The organism is Herbidospora sp. NBRC 101105 (genome assembly GCF_030269205.1).
GTDB classification, from domain to species: Bacteria; Actinomycetota; Actinomycetes; order Streptosporangiales; family Streptosporangiaceae; genus Herbidospora; species Herbidospora solisilvae.
Window position 1 is genome coordinate 142,233 of the sequence record NZ_BSSX01000005.1, and the last position, 16,706, is coordinate 158,938.

Sequence of the window (16,706 nt, forward strand, 5' to 3'; positions counted from 1 at the left end):
CCGTTCCAAAGTGATAATGGTCTAGACATACGGGGATTGCCATGTCTTGTCCAACGGAGAATTCCATGCGCCGAACTTCCGGCATCGTCGCCGGACTCATGCTCTTAGCGCCGCTCGCGGTGAGCGTTCCCGCGAGCGCCGCGCCCGCTTTGGCGAGCGCCGCCAAGGGCGTCACCGCGAAGAAGGCTCCTTTCGCCACCTTCAAGGTGCACAACGTCGTCTATCCGAAGAAGGTGAAGGCCGGGGCCAAGATCACCTACTACTTCGAGATCACCAACGTCGGCCCGCACAGCGCCGACTACTACTACATCGGGGGCATCCTGCCGAAGGGCATCATCAGCACCCTGAAGTGGAACGGCCCGAAGAACACCACGTGCACGTGGGAGGGCAACGAGTTCTGGTGCTGGCCGCCGCCCATCCTCTACCCGAACCCGGAAGAGGACTGGCAGACCGACACGACGTGGCTGACGATCCAGGTCACCCTGAACAAGAAGACCCGCGGCACCGCCACCGCCAAACTCGGCGGCATCACCTTCGACGTGCCGACCGGCGCCGGCGACCTCGACGAGAAGCGCCTCCGCGAGCTGGGCATCAAGGGCTGGATCTACACCAAGACCGTGAAGACCCAGATCGTCGCCCCCTCGGTCAAGAAGACGAAGAAGAGCACGAAGCAGGTCTACGTGCCGCCGCCCCCGCCCCCGCCGAAGCCCGACCGCGCTCCCACGCGCAACCGCAAGAAGGGCACCTGACGGCTTACGCCAGTCCGTGCCGCACGGCGTACAGGGCCGCCTGTGTCCGGTCCTGTACGCCCAGCTTCATCAGCACGTTGGACACATGCGTCTTGACGGTCTTCTCGGCCACGTCGAGCGCCCGCGCGATCTCCCGGTTCGACCGCCCGCCGGCGATCAGCGCCAGCACCTCGCGTTCCCGGTCGGTCAGCGCCACCGCCTCGGACGACGGCGTCAACATCGCCTCGGCCGCCTCGGGGGCCAGCGCGACCTGCCCGCCGTGGACAGCCCTGATGGCCGACACGAGCGCCCCCGGGTCGACGTCTTTGTAGAGGAAGCCCGCCGCCCCGGCCCGCATCGCGGGGGCGACGTCGCCGCGCTCGGTCATCGAGGTCAGCACGATCACCCGGGCGGCCCCGTCGAGCTCGGCCAGCGCGCCCAGCCCGTCGAGCACGGGCATCTTCAGGTCGAGCAGCACGACGTCGGGCGACAGCGCGCGGGCCAGCTCGACCGCCTCGGCGCCGTCACCGGCCTCCGCCACGACCTCGATGTCGCCCTGGACCTCAAGGAACGTGCGCAGGCCCTGGCGCACGATCGGATGGTCGTCGGCGATCAGCACCCGGATCATGTCGGCACCACCATCCTCACCGTCGTCCCGGCCCCCGGCCGGGAGATCACGTCAAGCCTGCCACCGACCCCGGCCGCGCGGTCGCGCATCGACGCGAGCCCCAGGCCCCGGGTGGGCTCGCCGTCGAAGCCGACGCCGTCGTCGACGACCTCCAGCACGAGGTCGGCGTGCTCACGCCGGAGCCGCACCCGCAACGACGAGCACCCCGAGTGGCGCAGCGCGTTGTGCTGGGCCTCCTGGGCGACGCGCAGCACCGCGACCTCGGTCTCGGCCGGGAGGTCGCCGTCGAAGCGCCCCTCGAAGCTGACCGTCGCGGAGTGGAGCCGGTCGAGCAGCCCGACGTTCTTGCGCAGCGTCTCGACCAGCCCGTGGCTGTCGAGCTCGGCCGGCCGCAGCTCGACGATGACCTCTCTCAGCTCGGCCAGCGCCTCACCGGCCACCCGCTGGACGGTGTCGAGCTCCCGCGCGGCCCGTTCGGGATCGGTGGCCACCAGCGCCTTCGCGGCCTGGGCCGTCAGCCGCAACGAGAAGAGCTTCTGCGTGACGGCGTCGTGGAGCTCGCGGGCCATGCGCTGGCGCTCCTCGATGACCGTCAGCTCGCGCCCCCGTTCGTAGAGGCGGGCGTTGGTCAGCGCGATGGCGGCGTGGGCGGCGAAGAGGGTCAGCACATCCTGGTCGTCGGCGGTGAAGGGGCCGCAGGCCTTGTTGGCCAGGAAGATGATGCCGAGCACCTGGTCGCCGTCCTGGATGGGGACGCCGAGGAAGTCTTTCAGGATGGGATGGGCCTTGGGCCAGCCGTCGAACCGGGGATCGCGGCGCACGTCGCCGAGCCGGACCGGGGTGCCCTCCCGCAACATCGCGCCCAGCAGGCCGTGCTGGCGCGGGGTGGGCCCGATGGCCGCCCACTGCTCGGGGGTGATGCCGTCGGCGACGAACTCGGCGAACGACCCGTCGTCGTCGGGCACGCCGAGGGCGGCGTAGCGGGCGTCGAGGAGCTCCCGGGCCGAGCGCACGATGACCTGCAGCACCTCCCGCGGGGAGAGGTGCCGGGTGACCGCGAGGACGGCGGCGCTGACGGCGTTCAGCAGCGCGTCCTGACTATCCCGCATGCTGCAACCCTAAGTCCTAGCCCGGAAGGCCTAGGTCCGGCGGGTCTCGGGCCCGATGTGCCGGAACGCCGCTGTTCCTAGCGTTGAGGGCATGAAGAACGCACTGATCACCGGGGCCTCCCGAGGGCTCGGGCTGGCGCTGGCCACCGAACTCGCCAAGGACGGATGGCGCCTGACCCTGACCGCCCGGGGCGCCGACGACCTCGCCGAGGCGGCCGAGCGTCTCGGCGCGACCGCGATTCCGGGGGACGTGGCCGATCCCGCGCATCGGGAGCGGCTGGCGGAGGCCGTACCGGACCTGGATCTGCTGGTGAACAACGCCAGTGGGCTGGGGGCCGCGCCCCTGCCGCCGCTGGGCGACTATCCCGTCCCGGTCCTGCGGCAGTTGCTGGAGACCAACGTGGTGGCGCCGCTGGCGCTGACGCAGGCGGTGCTGCCCGCGCTGCGCCGTCGCAAGGGGGCGGTGCTCAACGTCTCCTCCGACGCCGCCGTCGAGGCCTACGAGGGGTGGGGCGGGTACGGCGCCTCCAAGGCCGCGCTGGAGCAGATCTCCAACGTGCTGGCCGTCGAGGAGCGGGACGTGGCGGTCTGGTGGCTCGACCCGGGCGAGATGCGGACGCGGATGCTGGCCGACGCGATCGGGCCGCAGGAGGCGGGCGAGGCGCCGCTCCCCGACGAGGTCGCGCCGCTGATCGTCAAGCTGGTCGCCGAGCGCCGGCCCAGTGGACGCCACACCCGGGGGAGCCTGGCATGAGCATCGACTTCGCCCTGCCCTCGGTCAACGAGGCCCACCGGCCGCCGGAGGCCCGCGACTCGGTCAAGCTCATGGTCTCCGACCGGCGGACCGGCGCGATCACCCACCACGCCTTCACCGATCTGCCCGAACTGCTCGACCCCGGCGATCTGGTCGTGGTCAACAACTCGCGCACCCTCCCGGCCGCCGTGAAGCTCGACCGGCTCTGGGTGCACTTCTCGACCGAGCTGCCCTGGGGAGAGTGGCTGGTCGAGCTCCGGTGCCCGGAGGGCACCACCTACAGGGGCGGCGCCCCGGGCGAGTGGTTGCCGCTCCCGGGCGGGGCCACGCTGCGGCTGGTCGAACGTTTCACCCCCCGGTTGTGGAAGGCCCGGCTCGACACCGACGTCATCGGCTACCTGCAGCGGCACGGCACGCCGATCCGCTACTCCTACGTCGACCGCGACTGGCCCATCGACGACTACCAGACCGTGTTCGGCCGGATCCCGGGCAGCGCCGAGATGCCCAGCGCCGGACGGCCGTTCACCACGCGCCTGGTCACCGACCTGGTCTCCAGGGGGATCACGATCGCGCCCGTCACCCTGCACACGGGAGTGGCCTCACCGGAGAAGGACGAACCGCCCTACGCCGAACGCTTCGACGTCCCGGCCGCCACCCGGCGGCTCGTCGCGATGACCAAGGAGAACGGCGGCCGGGTCGTCGCGGTCGGCACGACGGTGGTCCGGGCGCTGGAGACCGCCCACGACGAGGGCTGGACGTCGCGGATCGTCTCGCCGGAACACCCGCCCGAGGTCGTCGACGCGTTGTTGACCGGGTTGCACGAGCCCAGGTCCACGCATCTCATGATGTTGTCGGCCGTCGGGGGCGCCGATCTCGTCATGAAGTCGTACGAGGCCGCGCTCGACAACGGCTATCTGTGGCACGAGTTCGGCGATGTCCACCTCATCCTTGGAACGCACCGAATCGACGCATAAAAGATCTTTCGAAGTTCAACCGGGTAATGGTAGGAAATCCTCCGAGTATCACGGGGGTTCCTTCTCTCTCCCCGTCTGTTCTTTGGGAGAACACAACACATGCGCACTGTCACGCGCGCGATCGCGGGGGTCGCCCTGCTGGCCGCGGCGGCCTTAGTCGCCCCGGCCTCCGCCTCGGCCACCACCGCCGACGACCCGTGGTCGCTGTTCAAGATCACGAAGCTGTCGTACACCAAGAAGGCCAAGCCGGGCGGCTACGTCACCTACACCTTCGAGGTGACCAACAAGGGCCCGCACGCGGCCGACTACTTCGACGTCGGCGGGGTCCTGCCCCCGCACGTCGACCTCAAGAAGAGGATCTCCTACGGTTCCGGCGACGAGCTCAAGTGCTACATCGACGGACGGAACTTCTTCTGCCCCAACGACTTCATCCTCGAGGTGGGCGACTCCACCTGGGTGAGTCTGCGGTTCCAGCTCAAGAAGACCGCCAAGGGCACCCAGACCGGCAAGGTCGGCGCCTGGGTGTACGACATCCCCGCCGGCGCGGAGAACCTCGACCGGGCCCGGCTGCGCGAGCAGAACCTCAAGGGCTGGGAGATGATGCGGACCGTCAAGACCGCGGTGGTCAAGAAGAAGTAGCGGCACCCCAAGGCACCCCCAAGACCCGCCGTCGTGGCCGCGACGGCGGGTCGCCGTTTTCCTAGACGCTGTCCCAGCGGAACACCTTCATCGCGATCAGGCCGATGACCAGCCCGAACGCCAGCACGATGCCCAGTTCGGGCAGCACCGACAAGGGCCCCTGGCCGCGCACCATCACGTCGAGCAGGCCCTGGTTGAGGTGCTTGAGCGGGAAGACGTTCGACAACGTCTGGAGCCAGCCGGGCGCGGCGTCCAGCGGGATGAACGAGCCCGACAGGAACGCCATCGGCAACACGATCAGGTTGGCGATGCCCGACGCGGCCTCGGCCGACTTGGCCAGCCCGCCCGCGACCAGGCCGATCGCCATGAACGTCAGGGTGCCCGCGACGACCAGCGGGATCGCCATCCACCAGTAGGCCGACAGCTGCAGCCCGAAGAACGGCAACGAGGCGACGACCAGGAAGATCGCGGTCTGGATCAGGGCGATGGCGACGCTGACGCCGACCCGGGCGCCGACGACCGACCCGAGCGCGACCGGGGCCAGCCGCAGCCGGCGCAGGATGCGCTTCTCCCGCCAGGTGACCAGCGTGGCCGCCGCGCCGAACGCGGCGCCCATGGCGATCGCCCAGCTCAGCAGGCCGGGCGTGACGTACTGGATGGCCTTGAGCGAGTCGTCCTCGACCTGCTGGGCGGTCATCGTGAAACGTTGCGGCACCCCGACGGCGTTGGCCTGCGTGACGACCTGCCGCAGCACACCCTGGACGGTGCCCGACCGCACCTGGTCGGCGGCCGAGTAGGAGACCTGGAGGGTGTCGCCCTGCTGGCTGATCGCCGCGACGACGTCGCCCTCCCTGACCTTCTCGCGCGCGGCGGCCGGGTCGTCGCTCTTCTGGATCTCCAGTACGTCGCCCAGCCCGGCCGCGCTCTGCTCCAGCAGCGGCACCCTGCCGACCTGGATCACCGCCATCTTGGAGGTGCCCATGTCGCTGAAGATGCCGCCGAACAGGACCAGGAACATCAGCGGGAACAGGATGGAGAAGAACAGGGCCGACCTGTCCCGGAACCACCCGAGCAACATCGCCCGCGACAGGGACGTGAAGGCGGTCACGCGCGGTACTCCCGTCCGGTGAGGTTGAGGAAGACGTCTTCGAGGGTGGCGCCGCGCACCTGGATGCCGGTGAGCAGGTTGCGCTCGGCCAGCGCGGTCAGCACCCGCGCCGGGTCGTCGGTGCCGATGGTGACCGAGACCCCGTCGTCGTCGACGGAGGCGCCGGGGCCGGCGATCTCGGCGGCCGACTCGACGCTGAGCGTGCCGGTCTCCAGGCTGATCCTGGTGACCGACTCCAGGCCTCTGACCAGGGAGGCCGGGGGGCCGAGTTCGAGGATGCGGCCGTCGTCCATGATGGCGACGCGGTCGCAGAGCGACTCGGCCTCGTCCATGTAGTGGGTGGTCAGCACGACCGTGCGGCCGTTGTCGTTGATCTGGCGCAGCAGGTCCCACAGGTTGCGCCGGGCCTGCGGGTCGAGGGCGGCGCTCGGCTCGTCGAGGAAGACGATGTCGGGGTCGTGGACGAGCGCGCAGGCGATGGAGAGCCGCTGCCCCTGGCCGCCCGACAACCGTTCGGCCGGGGTGTCGGCCTTGTCCTCCAGCCCGACCTGGGCGAGCATCTCGTCGGCCTTCTTGGCGGCGACGCCGTACAGGGAGGCGAAGGTCCTGATCTGCTCGCGGGCGGTGAGCCGCTCGAAGAACGAGGTCGCCTGCAGCTGTACGCCGATGCGCGTCAGCAGCTTGGCGTTGCGCGGCCAGGGACGCATGCCGAGGACCTCGACGGTGCCGGAGTCGGCCTCGCGGAGGCCTTCGACGATCTCCAGGGTGGTGGTCTTCCCTGCGCCGTTCGGGCCGAGGATGCCGAAGAATTCGCCCTCTTCGACGGAGAACGACACGCCGTCGACGGCGCGCACCTGACCATAGTGTTTTCGCAGATCATTGACGATGATCGTGGACCCCATGGGGCGAAGACTACCCAGGTATGAAGGTAGGCGGGCGATTCGCCCCCAGCCGCCCCAAAAGCCCCCTCCTACGCTGAGGTATTGATTTTGCGCTTTCGGTAACCGGTGTCACAGGATTCACATTCGTTCACGGGTATTTCTGATCTTGCGCCCCCTACGGGGCCGAACGTACGGGGCGCTTCTCTCAGACAACCCAAAGGAAAAACAGTGATTCACCGACTCAAGATCGGGTCTTCGTGCTCGCCGGCCAAGGGGTCCCTCGCGGGCGCCCTGGCGACGGCGGCGCTGATGGCCGGCGGCCTCCTCTCGATGGCGACGCCGGCGCAGGCGAGCGAGGTCCAGCCGGTCACGCCGCAGTACGTGGCCGAGGCCCAGACGTCCAGCTGCAACCACTGGAGCTGCGACCGCTACCACCACCACCACAAGCCTCACCACAAGCCGTGCGTGATCTGCAAGGGCCGTCCCGGCCCGCCCGGACCGCCCGGACCGCCCGGACCGCCCGGAATGCAGGGCCCTCCCGGCCCTCCCGGAATGCAGGGCCCTCCCGGCCCGCCTGGAATGCAGGGCCCTCCCGGCCCTCCCGGAATGCAGGGCCCTCCCGGCCCGCCCGGACGCTCGGGCAGTTCGATCGACAGCGCCTTCCAGGGCAACAACAAGTTCATCGGCTACGCGCCCGGTGACGGCACCACGCTGATCCGCGACCCGCGGACCGTGCCGACCTGGCACGACATCAGCAGCGTGCCGAACTACCCGGCGAACGTGACCGGGGTGTCGCTGGCCGTCATGGGTAACGACCTGCACGTCACGGTCGTCACCTCCACCGGCGTCGTCCGGCAGACGTCGTGCACGGTCAACCCGACTCCGGGCACCGGCATGAACCCGGCGTGGCCGGGCAACTGCTCGCCGTTCGTGAACCACACGCCGCCGAACGGCTGATCGTGAAGTAGGAGGACGGGCGATCAGGCCTCATGGCCTGGTCGCCTGTTCGTTTCACGAGTGCGGGCCGGTAAAAGAGGTGCCGAGGGCGGTCCTGACCTGCGCCTCGGCCACTCCGGCCAGGGACCGCCGCGTCTGGCCGGTCCCCGCGACCGGCGGGAACATCGTCACCTCGACCGTCATGTGCTTGGTCGCGGCCACCCGGGTGATCGACCCGATCAGGGAGTCGCCGCCGACGTAACAGGGCCGGGCGGAGGTGGCGTCGTCCTCCAGGTAACGGATCGTCGCGGGGCGGACGGCCGCGCCCGCGTCGATGGCGGCCTGGAACAGGGCCGGGCGGAAACCCCCCATGCTCTGGCCGCACCACGTGGTGCCCTCGGGGAAGGCGACCACGGTGTCGCCGGCGCGCAGAGCCACGGTGACCTCGCCGACCGTGCGGGGCAGCAGGCTGAGCCGTTCACGGTCGATGAAGATGGCGCCCGAGCCGGCGACGAGCGTGTTGATGAGCGGCCAGCGGGCGATCTCGCTCTTGGCGAGCAGGCGTGCGGGCATGACTGCCGCCATCACGAGCGGGTCGAGCCAGGAGATGTGGTTGGCCACCATGAGGGCGCCGGCCCCGTCGGAGACCGCTTTGACGGCCATGGCCGCGCCGCCGACGAAGGCGAACCCCTGGGCCACCGTGACCTTGATGCCGAGGGCCCGCAGCAGCAGCCGTGACCAGGCCATCGTCACCCGGGCCAGGGTCTCGGCCGACAACCGCCGCGCGAACACCGCGAAGACGAGCCCGGCCGTGAGCACGACGACGGCACCGGTCAGCCGCGCCGCCTGGCGCACCACCCCGGCCGGACGGCGGGCGGGCGCCACGCAGGTGTCCGGCTCGCAGGGCGCCAGCGGCAACCAGGGCGTGAGCGCCCGGACCGGCGCCGTGATGGTCATGCCGCCTCTCCCAGGAAGTGCCGCAGGTAGCGGGTGTCGACGTTGGCCAGCGAGAGCAGCACGAAGAAGTCGGCGGTGCCGAAATCCGGGTCGTGGGCGGGCGCGCCGCAGATCCACGAGCCGAGCCGCAGGTAGCCGCGCAGCAGCGGCGGGATGACGAACCGCTCCGGCGGGACGCCGCCGACCCACGGCCTGCGCGGGGCGACGCGGTACTCCTCCGGCCCGAGGTCGATGTTGGCGACCACCCCGGCCGCGGCCGCGCCGTTGTCGTCGAGGGGCACCGAGCAGCACCCGGCCAGCCAGGAGTGGCCGCCGCCGACCATGTAGTGGGCGATGGCCGCCCACATCAGGCCCATCACCGCGCCGCCCCGGTGGTCGGCGCGCACGCAGGTGCGGCCCACCTCCACCAGGCCGTCGCGGACGCCCGCCAGCCGGCCGGTGTCGAAGTAGCCGTCGGAGTACATCCGGTCGGTCCGCCCCGGGGGCAGCATCCGGTAGGTGCCGACGACCTCGGTGCCCGCGCGCACGATGAGGTGGTCGCAGTAGGCGTCGAACCGGTCGGCGTCGAGCCCGGACACCGGGGAGTCGAGCCGCGCGCCCATCTCCCCGGCGAACACCTCGTAGCGCAGCCGCTGGGCCGCCTGGACGTCCGCGGCGCTGGTGGCGAGGCTGACGGAGTACCGTCCGCGGGCGTCCGTGAGGTGGAGTTCCCTCTCAGTCTTCATGACTGAAATGACGACATGAGGAAGTGACGAAGATCTCTCACTTTTCGGGCGTGTCGGCGTCCGCATGGTGAACCTGGTGTACGGCCCCGGTACCAGGCCCAGTAGCGTTGAGGCGACGGAACCGTCCTACGCCCAGAGATCCGGGATGAAACAGCGCACTCTTCTGATCACGCTCACCGGTCCTGACCGCCCTGGGGTCACCTCCCGACTCTTCTCCGTACTCTCCGGTTTCCCCGTGACCGTCGCCGACGTCGAGCAGGTGGTCATCCGCGGCCGCCTGACGCTGGGCGTCCTGGTGGCCTACGCGGGAGGCAAACCGAAGGGCACCGGTGAGACCATCGGCGGCCTGTGGACCGCAATCGAGCAGGTCGCCGCCGACCTGGACATGGACCTCGAACTCACCACCGGGACGGCCTCCAAGGAGGCCCGCAGGCGAGGGCGCCTGCACATCTCGGTGCTCGGCAACCCGCTCACCCCGGCCGCGATGGCCGGGATCACCGGCCGGATCGCCGCCAGCGGGGCCAACATCGACCGCATCGAACGCCTGTCGTCCTACCCGGTCACCTGCATCGAGATGGCCGTCTCCGGCGCCGACCCGAAGACGCTGCGGTCCGAGCTGGCCATCGAGGCCAGCCACCAGCAGGTCGACGTGGCGGTGCAGCGCACCGGCATCCTCCGCCGGGCCAAGCGCCTGGTGGTCATGGACGTCGACTCGACCCTCATCCAGGGCGAGGTCATCGAACTGCTGGCCCGCCACGCGGGCAACCTCGACGAGGTGGCCCGGGTGACCGAGGCGGCGATGCGCGGCGAACTCGACTTCGCCGAGTCGCTGATCCGCCGGGTCGCGCTGCTGGAGGGCCTGCCGGAGGAGGTCTTCGAGAAGGTCGCCAAGGAGGTCGTGCTCACTCCCGGCGCCCGCACCCTGGTCCGCACGCTGAAGCGGCTCGACTACAAGTTCGCCATCGTCAGCGGCGGGTTCACCCAGATCACCGACACGCTGGTGGCCGACCTGGGCATCGACTACTCGGCCGCCAACACCCTCGAAGTGGTCGACGGCCGGCTGACCGGGAAGGTCGTCGGCGAGATCGTCGACCGGCCCGGCAAGGCCCGCGCCCTGGAACGCTTCGCCGCCCAGGCCGGGATCGCGGTCAGCCAGACGGTCGCGGTCGGCGACGGCGCCAACGACCTCGACATGCTGGAGGTCGCCGGGCTCGGCATCGCCTTCAACGCCAAGCCGGTGGTCCGGGCCAAGGCCGACACCGCGCTGAACGTGCCCTATCTCGACTCGATCCTCTACCTCCTCGGCATCTCCCGCGAAGAGGTCGAGGCGGCCGACGCCGAAGACGGCCTCACCGGTCTCCGGTAGCCAGGATCACCACCCGCGCCGAGTCGTCGGCGAGGGCCTTGAGCGCGTGGTCGGCGGCGGCCGCGTGCAGCAGGGCCCTCCTGACCTCGGTGCGGGAGTCGACCGGGTCGGTCTTCAGCTCGTCGAGCCGTCGCAGAGCCAGCTCTCCGAGCCATTTCCGCAGGTCGGACAGCGTCTGGTCGACGTCACCCTGTGACTGGTAGGGCTCTCCCTCCTGTACGGCCACCGCCCCGCCCTCCAGCCGATCGGCCACCGCGTGCAGCACGGCCGGAGCCGGGCCGACGTCGTTGCCCGGGTCCTCCCGCAACACCGAGGTCAGCGTGATGAGCCCGTCGCGCACCCTGGTCACCTCTTCGAGCAACTCGGCGACGTGCCCCGTCTCCCCCGCGCCGGGCTCGTGCGCCATCGCCGCGATGCCCTGCCCGACCGCGTCGGCCATGTCGGCGGCCCGCCGGATGGCCAGCTCGGCCGACCCCTCGGGCCGTCTGCCCCGGGTGGTCTCGGCCAGGGTGCGGGCCGCCAATGCGTGCGCCCTGAGCAGGTCGGCCAGCCGCCGCCGGAGCCGCACCGCCTCGCCGCGCGGCCAGAGCAGCCGCACGCAGGCCAGCGCGATGGCCCCGCCGAGCACGTTCAGCCCGATCCGGAACCCGGCGATCTCCCAGGTCTGGACCGCCTGGATGTCGATCAGCAGCAGCACGCACATGGTCATGAACGTGGCCCAGTAGACGTAGTGGACGGCGTACAGGCCGAATCCCAGACCGGCGCTGACCACGATCAGAGCGGCGAGCCAGCCGTACCCGGGGGCGATCACCAGCACCACGGCGGCGACCAGCGCCCCGGCGATGCTGCCGCCGACGCGGGCGCCGGCCTTGTCGAGGGTCTCGCCGTAAGTGGGCTGGATGGTCAGCAGCACGCCCAGCGCCAGCCACTGCGCGTGCTCCGGCGTGAAGATCGCGATGATCACGCACGCCGTGGCGGTGCCCAGCATGGCCCGCAGCAGATGCCGGAAACCGGGGTCGTCCCTGGTCAGGCGCATTGAGGGAGATCTGGGAACGATCATGATGGCGTCGGTGACCGGGCTCTCCACGGGCAGCCGCGGGATCGGGATCAGGCCCGACCGCAGCTTCATCGCGGGCATCCTCGCCTGGTCGAGCGTGGCCCTGATCCGGGTGGCGGCGTGGTCGACCTGCCGCAGCAGCACCAGCCGCAGCAGGGTCCGTTCGTCGTCGGGCCGCTCGCCGCGCAGTTCGTCGACGCGGGCGGCGAAGTCGACCTCGACGATCTCGACGTCGTCCTGGAACAGGGCGCGGGTGCGCGCGGCCAGCTCGGCCGTCAGCGGCTCGATCTCCGCGCGCAGGCCCGCCGCCTCGGCGAGTTCGCGCAGCGTGATGGCCTCGTAGAAGACCCTGCGCAGGGCCGTGGTGACCCGCTCGGCGTCGCGGGAGCGGCGCTCCCACCGGTGCCGGGCGCAGGCGGTGCGGGCGCTGTGGAGGGCGCCCGTGACCTGGTCGCGCAGCTCCTCCCGGCGCTCGCCGTCGAACGTCGCGTCGAGCAGGTCCGCCAGCAGGCCGGAGGCCTCGGAGAGGGTCGCGGCCAGCGGCCGGGTCCGCCGCCACGCCCACGGCAACGTCAGCAGGAACGCCGCCAGCAGCCCTCCCACCACCTGAAGGACCAGGTGGGGGATCGGGTCGACCGGCAGCGGGTTGGCCGCCGTCAGCAGCAGCGCCAGCGGCGCGGTGAAGCCCACCACCGGGAACCGGATGGCCAGCGCCGCCGCGACCGTCGCCACGGGCACCAGCAACCAGTCGTGCCCCACGAGCAGGGCACCGAGCACCGACCCGGCGGCCAGCACGAGCACGCCGGCGAGCATGAAGGGCAGGCGTACACCCGGCGGATCGGGGTTGGCCCTGATGGTCACCAGGAAGGCGCCGAGCGCCACCACGCCGCCCTTGGCGGGGTGTCCGGCGGCCAGCCCGACGATGAGCGGGATGAGCAGTCCGGCCGCGCCGACGAGGCCGTAGCCGACGGCGAGGCCGCGGTCTCTAAGGCTGGTGGCCATCGACCAGGGTGCCGGTGCCCGGGTCGAGCTCCTCCCACGGCCCCGGCAGCTCGATCACCGCGAACGCCCCCGGCTTGAAGGTCTCGGTCTGCGGCCCCGACAACTGCACGACCAGGTCGTGGACCGAGGGGTTGTGCCCGACCAGCACCAGCGTCTCGAGCTCGGGATCGGTCCGCCGGACGATCTCGATCAGGTCGTCGGTGTACGCCTCGTAGATGTCCCGCTCGAACTCGATGGGCACCCCTTCGAGCCCGAGAAGTTCGGCCGTGAGCCGGGTGCGGGCCGACGGCGACGCCACGATCAGGTCGGGGGTCAGCCGCGCGATCAGCTCACCGGCCTCGCGGGAGTTGCGCTCGCCACGGTTGGTCAGCACGCGGTCGAAGTCGAGCACGCCGGGCGTGTGCTCGGCCTTGGCGTGCCGCAACACGATGAGCTTCTTCACGCGGTCAACTCCCGTTTCAGGGCATCGCCCACATGGCGAGGCCGACGATCACGGCGAACATCAGAGCCATGCCGAGCAGAATGACTGCCAGGCCGCGGCCACCCTTGTCGTTCATGAAAGTCGAGTCTATGGACGTGCGGCGGCCCTCCGGCACATGGGTGCCGGAGGGCCGCCGCCGACCGGGGGTCTAGCTGACCACCGGCTCCAGCTTCTGCTCGTTGTCGGTGTTCGGCTTGTCGATCGTCACCGAGCGCCGCTTCGACGCGACGATCGCGCCGATCACGACGACCACGGCCACGACCGTCACGCCGACCCGCAGGGCGACGTTGTCGAAGTAGGTCACCACGGCCGGGGCGATCAGCAGCGCGACCAGGTTCATGACCTTGATCAGCGGGTTGATGGCCGGACCGGCGGTGTCCTTGAACGGGTCGCCGACGGTGTCGCCGATGACCGTCGCGGCGTGGGCCTCGGAGCCCTTGCCGCCGTGGTGGCCGTCTTCGACGAGCTTCTTGGCGTTGTCCCAGGCGCCGCCCGAGTTCGACAGGAAGACCGCCATCAGCGTGCCGGCCGCGATGGCGCCGGCCAGGAAGGCGCCCAGCGGGGCGTATCCCAGCGCGAAACCGACCGCGATCGGCGTCATGACGGCCAGCAGACCCGGCGTCGCCAGCTCACGCAGCGAGTCCTTGGTGCAGATGTCGACCACGCGGGAGTAGTCGGGCAGTTCGGTGCCCGCCATGATTCCGGGCTTGCTGCGGAACTGGTCGCGTACCTCGAAGACCACCCGCATCGCCGCGCGCCCGACCGCCATGATCGCCAGACCGGAGAACAGGAACACCACGGCCGCGCCGACGATCAGACCGACGAGCACGTTCGGCGAGTCGACGCTCAGCGAGAAGTTGGCGAACCCGCCGAGCATGTCTCTCACCGCCGGTGACGCGCCGGCCAGCGCCCCTTCGACGGCCGTCCGGAACGAGCCGAACAGCGCCGTCGCCGCGAGCACGGCGGTCGCGATCGCGATGCCCTTGGTGATCGCCTTCGTCGTGTTGCCCACGGCGTCGAGCGAGGTCAGCACCTGCGCGCCCTCGCCCTCGACGTCGCCCGACATCTCGGCGATGCCCTGGGCGTTGTCGGAGACCGGGCCGAAGGTGTCCATCGACACGATCACGCCGACCGTGGTCAGCAGACCGGTTCCGGCCAGGGCCACCGCGAACAGCGCCACGGTGACGTTGCCGAAGCCGAGCAGGAAGGCGCCGTAGACGGCGCCGCCGATCAGCAGGGCCGAGTAGACGGCCGACTCCAGGCCGACCGAGATACCCGACAGGATGACGGTCGCCGGGCCGGTCAGCGAGCTCTCGCCGATCTCCTTCACCGGACGGCGGTTCGTCTCGGTGAAGTAGCCGGTGAGGATCTGGATCGCGCTGGCCAGCACCAGGCCGACGAGCACCGCGCCGATGGCGATCCAGCGCGGGTCGGCGTCGAGGTTCTGCACGCCGCCGTTCAGCTCCGAGAAGCTGCCCGGCAGGTAGAGGAACGCCGCCACCGCCACGAAGATCGCCGAGATGATCGCCGAGATGAAGAAGCCGCGGTTGATGGCGGCCATCGCGTTGCGGTCACCCGCCCGGGGCGCGGTGATGAAGATGCCGATGATCGCGGTGATGACACCGATCATCGGGACGATCAGCGGGAACACCAAACCCTCGGTGCCGAACGCCGCCTTGCCCAGGATCAGCGAGGCGACCAGCATGACCGCGTACGACTCGAACAGGTCGGCCGCCATGCCGGCGCAGTCGCCGACGTTGTCGCCCACGTTGTCGGCGATGGTCGCCGGGTTGCGCGGGTCGTCTTCCGGAATGCCCTGCTCGACCTTGCCGACCAGGTCGGCGCCGACGTCGGCGGCCTTGGTGAAGATGCCGCCGCCGACTCGCATGAACATCGCGAGGAGGGCGGCGCCGAAACCGAACCCTTCGAGGACACTCGGCGCGTCGCCCTTGTAGGCGAACACCACGATCGCCGCGCCCAGCAGGCCCAGCCCCACGGTGAACATGCCCGCCACACCACCGGTGCGGAAGGCGATGCGCATCGCCGTCTTCTCACCGGACTCACGGGCCGCCGCGGCGACGCGGACGTTGCCGCGCACCGCCAGCCACATGCCGATGAAACCGGTCAGCGCCGAGAACAGCGCGCCGATCACGAAGAAGACGCTGCGCCCGATACGCACCCCCGTCGTCTCCGCCGGGAGCAACAGAAGCACCAGCGGGATCAACACGACAAAGATGGCAAGCGTCTTGAACTGCCGGGTGAGATAGGCGGCGGCGCCCTGCTGAACGGCTTTCGCGATGTTCTGCATGCGCTCGGTGCCCTGACCCGCCGCGAGGACCTCGCGTACGAGCCCGCCCGCGACAGCGAGGGCGAGAAGGGCCACGGCCGCCACCACGACCACGAGAGTGAGGTGACCACCGCTCAGGGAAACCGCCGCGCCGTCATCCACGGCTAGAAAATGTGCAGGAACAGACAATCCGTCCTCCTCGGCCAGACGGGTAGGTCCTGCCCGGGAGTGGCTGCCCCAAAATGTTACGGCTGCCCCGTAGGAGGAGAGCTCCGGCGGCGCACTTCCGGGTCATTGGCAGTGCCGCTTCCGGTTGCGTTCCGCAATACCTTGGCCGGTGCCGGGTACTCTACGCAGCGCTTCGCCATATATGAACCCCCTGCGCCCCGCAAATTGGTGAACAGATCGGCTGCGGATTGGGCATCGCCGTATGTCGCGGGGATTGCGCACAGGTAAAAAGAGGCTCCCGCATGACAGGGAGACGTGACTTCGAGGCAGATTCCAAGTCGCGAGACACGACCGGCCTGGGGCCGGCCGGATCTCGTGTCTTTGCAGCAAAGTCAGGGCGCGAGCCACAGCCGGCCTTCCGCCGGCCGCGTCTCGTGTCTGCGTCTTGCTTAGACGGCAGCCAACCCGTTAGGGGTGGGGGCGGCCGGCCAGCTCATTCGAATCTTCACGCCGGTGGGGCCGGGTGAGACCTCGACGTCGTCGGCCAGGCCCGCGATCACCGCGATCCCGAGGCCGGGCATCTCGGGCACTATCCCGAGCATCGCGTCGACCAGCCGGTAGCCGTCAGAGGAGTCGACGGCCTTGAGGTCGTCGCTGGGGGCGGCGTCGGTCACGGTGACCTCGAACCGCCCCGAGTCGTCTTTGAGCTCGATCCGGATCGGCTCCCCCGGACAGTGGAGACGATGTGCCTCCACGGCCCGGGAGCACGCCTCTCCGACGGCGAGCCTTACTTCGTCCAGCAGCGCCTCGGCCACCCCGGTGCGCCGGGCGATGGCCGTCGCGACCAACCGAGCGGTGCGCACGTGGGCCGGTAGCGCGCTGAACGTCAGCTCGACGGTGGCCATG

General features: G+C 70.3%; 16 protein-coding genes. 6 read left to right on the forward strand and 10 right to left on the reverse strand.

The genetic code is table 11. From position 1 onward, the window contains the following. Window positions 1-65 precede the first annotated feature (65 nt). A complete protein-coding gene (locus QSK34_RS21160; RefSeq protein WP_285585974.1) occupies window positions 66-749 on the forward strand; it encodes a hypothetical protein in 684 nt (227 codons plus the stop codon). 4 nt (window positions 750-753) lie between these two features. On the opposite strand, the gene QSK34_RS21165 is transcribed toward QSK34_RS21160, so the two are convergent. Further along, entirely contained in the window at window positions 754-1,356 is a 603-nt protein-coding gene (locus QSK34_RS21165; protein WP_285585975.1) for a response regulator, read from the reverse strand. Next, a complete protein-coding gene (locus tag QSK34_RS21170) occupies window positions 1,353-2,465 on the reverse strand; it encodes a GAF domain-containing sensor histidine kinase (protein ID WP_285585976.1) in 1,113 nt (370 codons plus the stop codon). Before QSK34_RS21170 ends, QSK34_RS21165 begins: the two co-directional genes overlap by 4 nt. Before the next feature lie 91 nt (window positions 2,466-2,556). Between QSK34_RS21170 and QSK34_RS21175 the strand changes: the two genes are divergently transcribed. From QSK34_RS21175 to QSK34_RS21185, 3 genes are all read left to right on the forward strand, one after another. Beyond that, the gene (locus QSK34_RS21175) at window positions 2,557-3,219 is read left to right on the forward strand and encodes an SDR family NAD(P)-dependent oxidoreductase (protein WP_285585977.1); all 663 of its coding nucleotides are present in this window, start codon (window positions 2,557-2,559) and stop codon (window positions 3,217-3,219) included. Beyond that, window positions 3,216-4,193 carry an S-adenosylmethionine:tRNA ribosyltransferase-isomerase gene (locus QSK34_RS21180; protein WP_285585978.1) on the forward strand — a complete coding sequence of 326 codons (978 nt, stop codon included), beginning with the start codon at window positions 3,216-3,218 and terminating at the stop codon, window positions 4,191-4,193. The genes QSK34_RS21175 and QSK34_RS21180 overlap by 4 nt, the downstream gene beginning before the upstream one ends. Before the next feature lie 99 nt (window positions 4,194-4,292). Further along, window positions 4,293-4,832 (forward strand): DUF11 domain-containing protein, encoded by a 540-nt coding sequence (locus QSK34_RS21185; protein ID WP_030456201.1) that lies wholly within the window; start codon window positions 4,293-4,295, stop codon window positions 4,830-4,832. A gap of 61 nt (window positions 4,833-4,893) precedes the next feature. On the opposite strand, the gene QSK34_RS21190 is transcribed toward QSK34_RS21185, so the two are convergent. Then, a complete protein-coding gene (locus QSK34_RS21190; protein WP_161479889.1) occupies window positions 4,894-5,940 on the reverse strand; it encodes an ABC transporter permease in 1,047 nt (348 codons plus the stop codon). After that, window positions 5,937-6,842 (reverse strand): ABC transporter ATP-binding protein, encoded by a 906-nt coding sequence (locus QSK34_RS21195; RefSeq protein WP_030456203.1) that lies wholly within the window; start codon window positions 6,840-6,842, stop codon window positions 5,937-5,939. The genes QSK34_RS21190 and QSK34_RS21195 overlap by 4 nt, the downstream gene beginning before the upstream one ends. A 207-nt stretch (window positions 6,843-7,049) precedes the next feature. Here QSK34_RS21195 and QSK34_RS21200 point away from each other — a divergent pair, with 207 nt between their 5' ends. After that, window positions 7,050-7,778: a hypothetical protein gene (locus QSK34_RS21200; protein WP_285585981.1), complete on the forward strand. Its 729-nt coding sequence runs from the start codon at window positions 7,050-7,052 to the stop codon at window positions 7,776-7,778. Between the two features lie 54 nt (window positions 7,779-7,832). On the opposite strand, the gene QSK34_RS21205 is transcribed toward QSK34_RS21200, so the two are convergent. Beyond that, complete coding sequence (locus tag QSK34_RS21205; protein WP_285585982.1) at window positions 7,833-8,714, reverse strand: lysophospholipid acyltransferase family protein; 882 nt, start codon at window positions 8,712-8,714, stop codon at window positions 7,833-7,835. Further along, window positions 8,711-9,439, reverse strand: a complete 729-nt coding sequence (locus QSK34_RS21210; RefSeq protein WP_285585983.1) for a GNAT family N-acetyltransferase — start codon at window positions 9,437-9,439, stop codon at window positions 8,711-8,713. Before QSK34_RS21210 ends, QSK34_RS21205 begins: the two co-directional genes overlap by 4 nt. Window positions 9,440-9,584: 145 nt before the next feature. Here QSK34_RS21210 and serB point away from each other — a divergent pair, with 145 nt between their 5' ends. Next, window positions 9,585-10,805, forward strand: coding sequence for a phosphoserine phosphatase SerB (gene serB / locus QSK34_RS21215; protein ID WP_030456208.1), 1,221 nt, complete (start codon window positions 9,585-9,587; stop codon window positions 10,803-10,805). Here serB and QSK34_RS21220 read toward each other — a convergent pair. The 4 genes from QSK34_RS21220 to QSK34_RS21235 all read right to left on the reverse strand — a co-directional run bounded on the left by QSK34_RS21220 (window position 10,789) and on the right by QSK34_RS21235 (window position 16,705). Then, window positions 10,789-12,864 (reverse strand): FUSC family protein, encoded by a 2,076-nt coding sequence (locus tag QSK34_RS21220; RefSeq protein ID WP_285585985.1) that lies wholly within the window; start codon window positions 12,862-12,864, stop codon window positions 10,789-10,791. The two genes, serB and QSK34_RS21220, sit on opposite strands and share 17 nt — an antisense overlap. After that, a complete protein-coding gene (locus QSK34_RS21225) occupies window positions 12,848-13,306 on the reverse strand; it encodes a SixA phosphatase family protein (RefSeq protein ID WP_285585987.1) in 459 nt (152 codons plus the stop codon). The genes QSK34_RS21220 and QSK34_RS21225 overlap by 17 nt, the downstream gene beginning before the upstream one ends. Before the next feature lie 187 nt (window positions 13,307-13,493). After that, the gene (locus QSK34_RS21230; protein WP_285585989.1) at window positions 13,494-15,794 is read right to left on the reverse strand and encodes a sodium-translocating pyrophosphatase; all 2,301 of its coding nucleotides are present in this window, start codon (window positions 15,792-15,794) and stop codon (window positions 13,494-13,496) included. A gap of 455 nt (window positions 15,795-16,249) precedes the next feature. After that, on the reverse strand, window positions 16,250-16,705 hold the full coding sequence (locus tag QSK34_RS21235) for an ATP-binding protein (RefSeq protein ID WP_030456212.1): 456 nt from the start codon (window positions 16,703-16,705) through the stop codon (window positions 16,250-16,252). Window position 16,706: the final 1 nt, after the last annotated feature.

Coding starts and splice junctions, on each gene's coding strand:
- QSK34_RS21160 (WP_285585974.1), top strand. CDS start 66: ATGCGCCGAACTTCCGGCATCGTCGCCGGACTCATGCTCTTAGCGCCG.
- QSK34_RS21165 (WP_285585975.1), bottom strand. CDS start 1,356: ATGATCCGGGTGCTGATCGCCGACGACCATCCGATCGTGCGCCAGGGC.
- QSK34_RS21170 (WP_285585976.1), bottom strand. CDS start 2,465: ATGCGGGATAGTCAGGACGCGCTGCTGAACGCCGTCAGCGCCGCCGTC.
- QSK34_RS21175 (WP_285585977.1), top strand. CDS start 2,557: ATGAAGAACGCACTGATCACCGGGGCCTCCCGAGGGCTCGGGCTGGCG.
- QSK34_RS21180 (WP_285585978.1), top strand. CDS start 3,216: ATGAGCATCGACTTCGCCCTGCCCTCGGTCAACGAGGCCCACCGGCCG.
- QSK34_RS21185 (WP_030456201.1), top strand. CDS start 4,293: ATGCGCACTGTCACGCGCGCGATCGCGGGGGTCGCCCTGCTGGCCGCG.
- QSK34_RS21195 (WP_030456203.1), bottom strand. CDS start 6,842: ATGGGGTCCACGATCATCGTCAATGATCTGCGAAAACACTATGGTCAG.
- QSK34_RS21205 (WP_285585982.1), bottom strand. CDS start 8,714: ATGACCATCACGGCGCCGGTCCGGGCGCTCACGCCCTGGTTGCCGCTG.
- QSK34_RS21210 (WP_285585983.1), bottom strand. CDS start 9,439: ATGAAGACTGAGAGGGAACTCCACCTCACGGACGCCCGCGGACGGTAC.
- serB (WP_030456208.1), top strand. CDS start 9,585: ATGAAACAGCGCACTCTTCTGATCACGCTCACCGGTCCTGACCGCCCT.
- QSK34_RS21220 (WP_285585985.1), bottom strand. CDS start 12,864: ATGGCCACCAGCCTTAGAGACCGCGGCCTCGCCGTCGGCTACGGCCTC.
- QSK34_RS21235 (WP_030456212.1), bottom strand. CDS start 16,705: ATGGCCACCGTCGAGCTGACGTTCAGCGCGCTACCGGCCCACGTGCGC.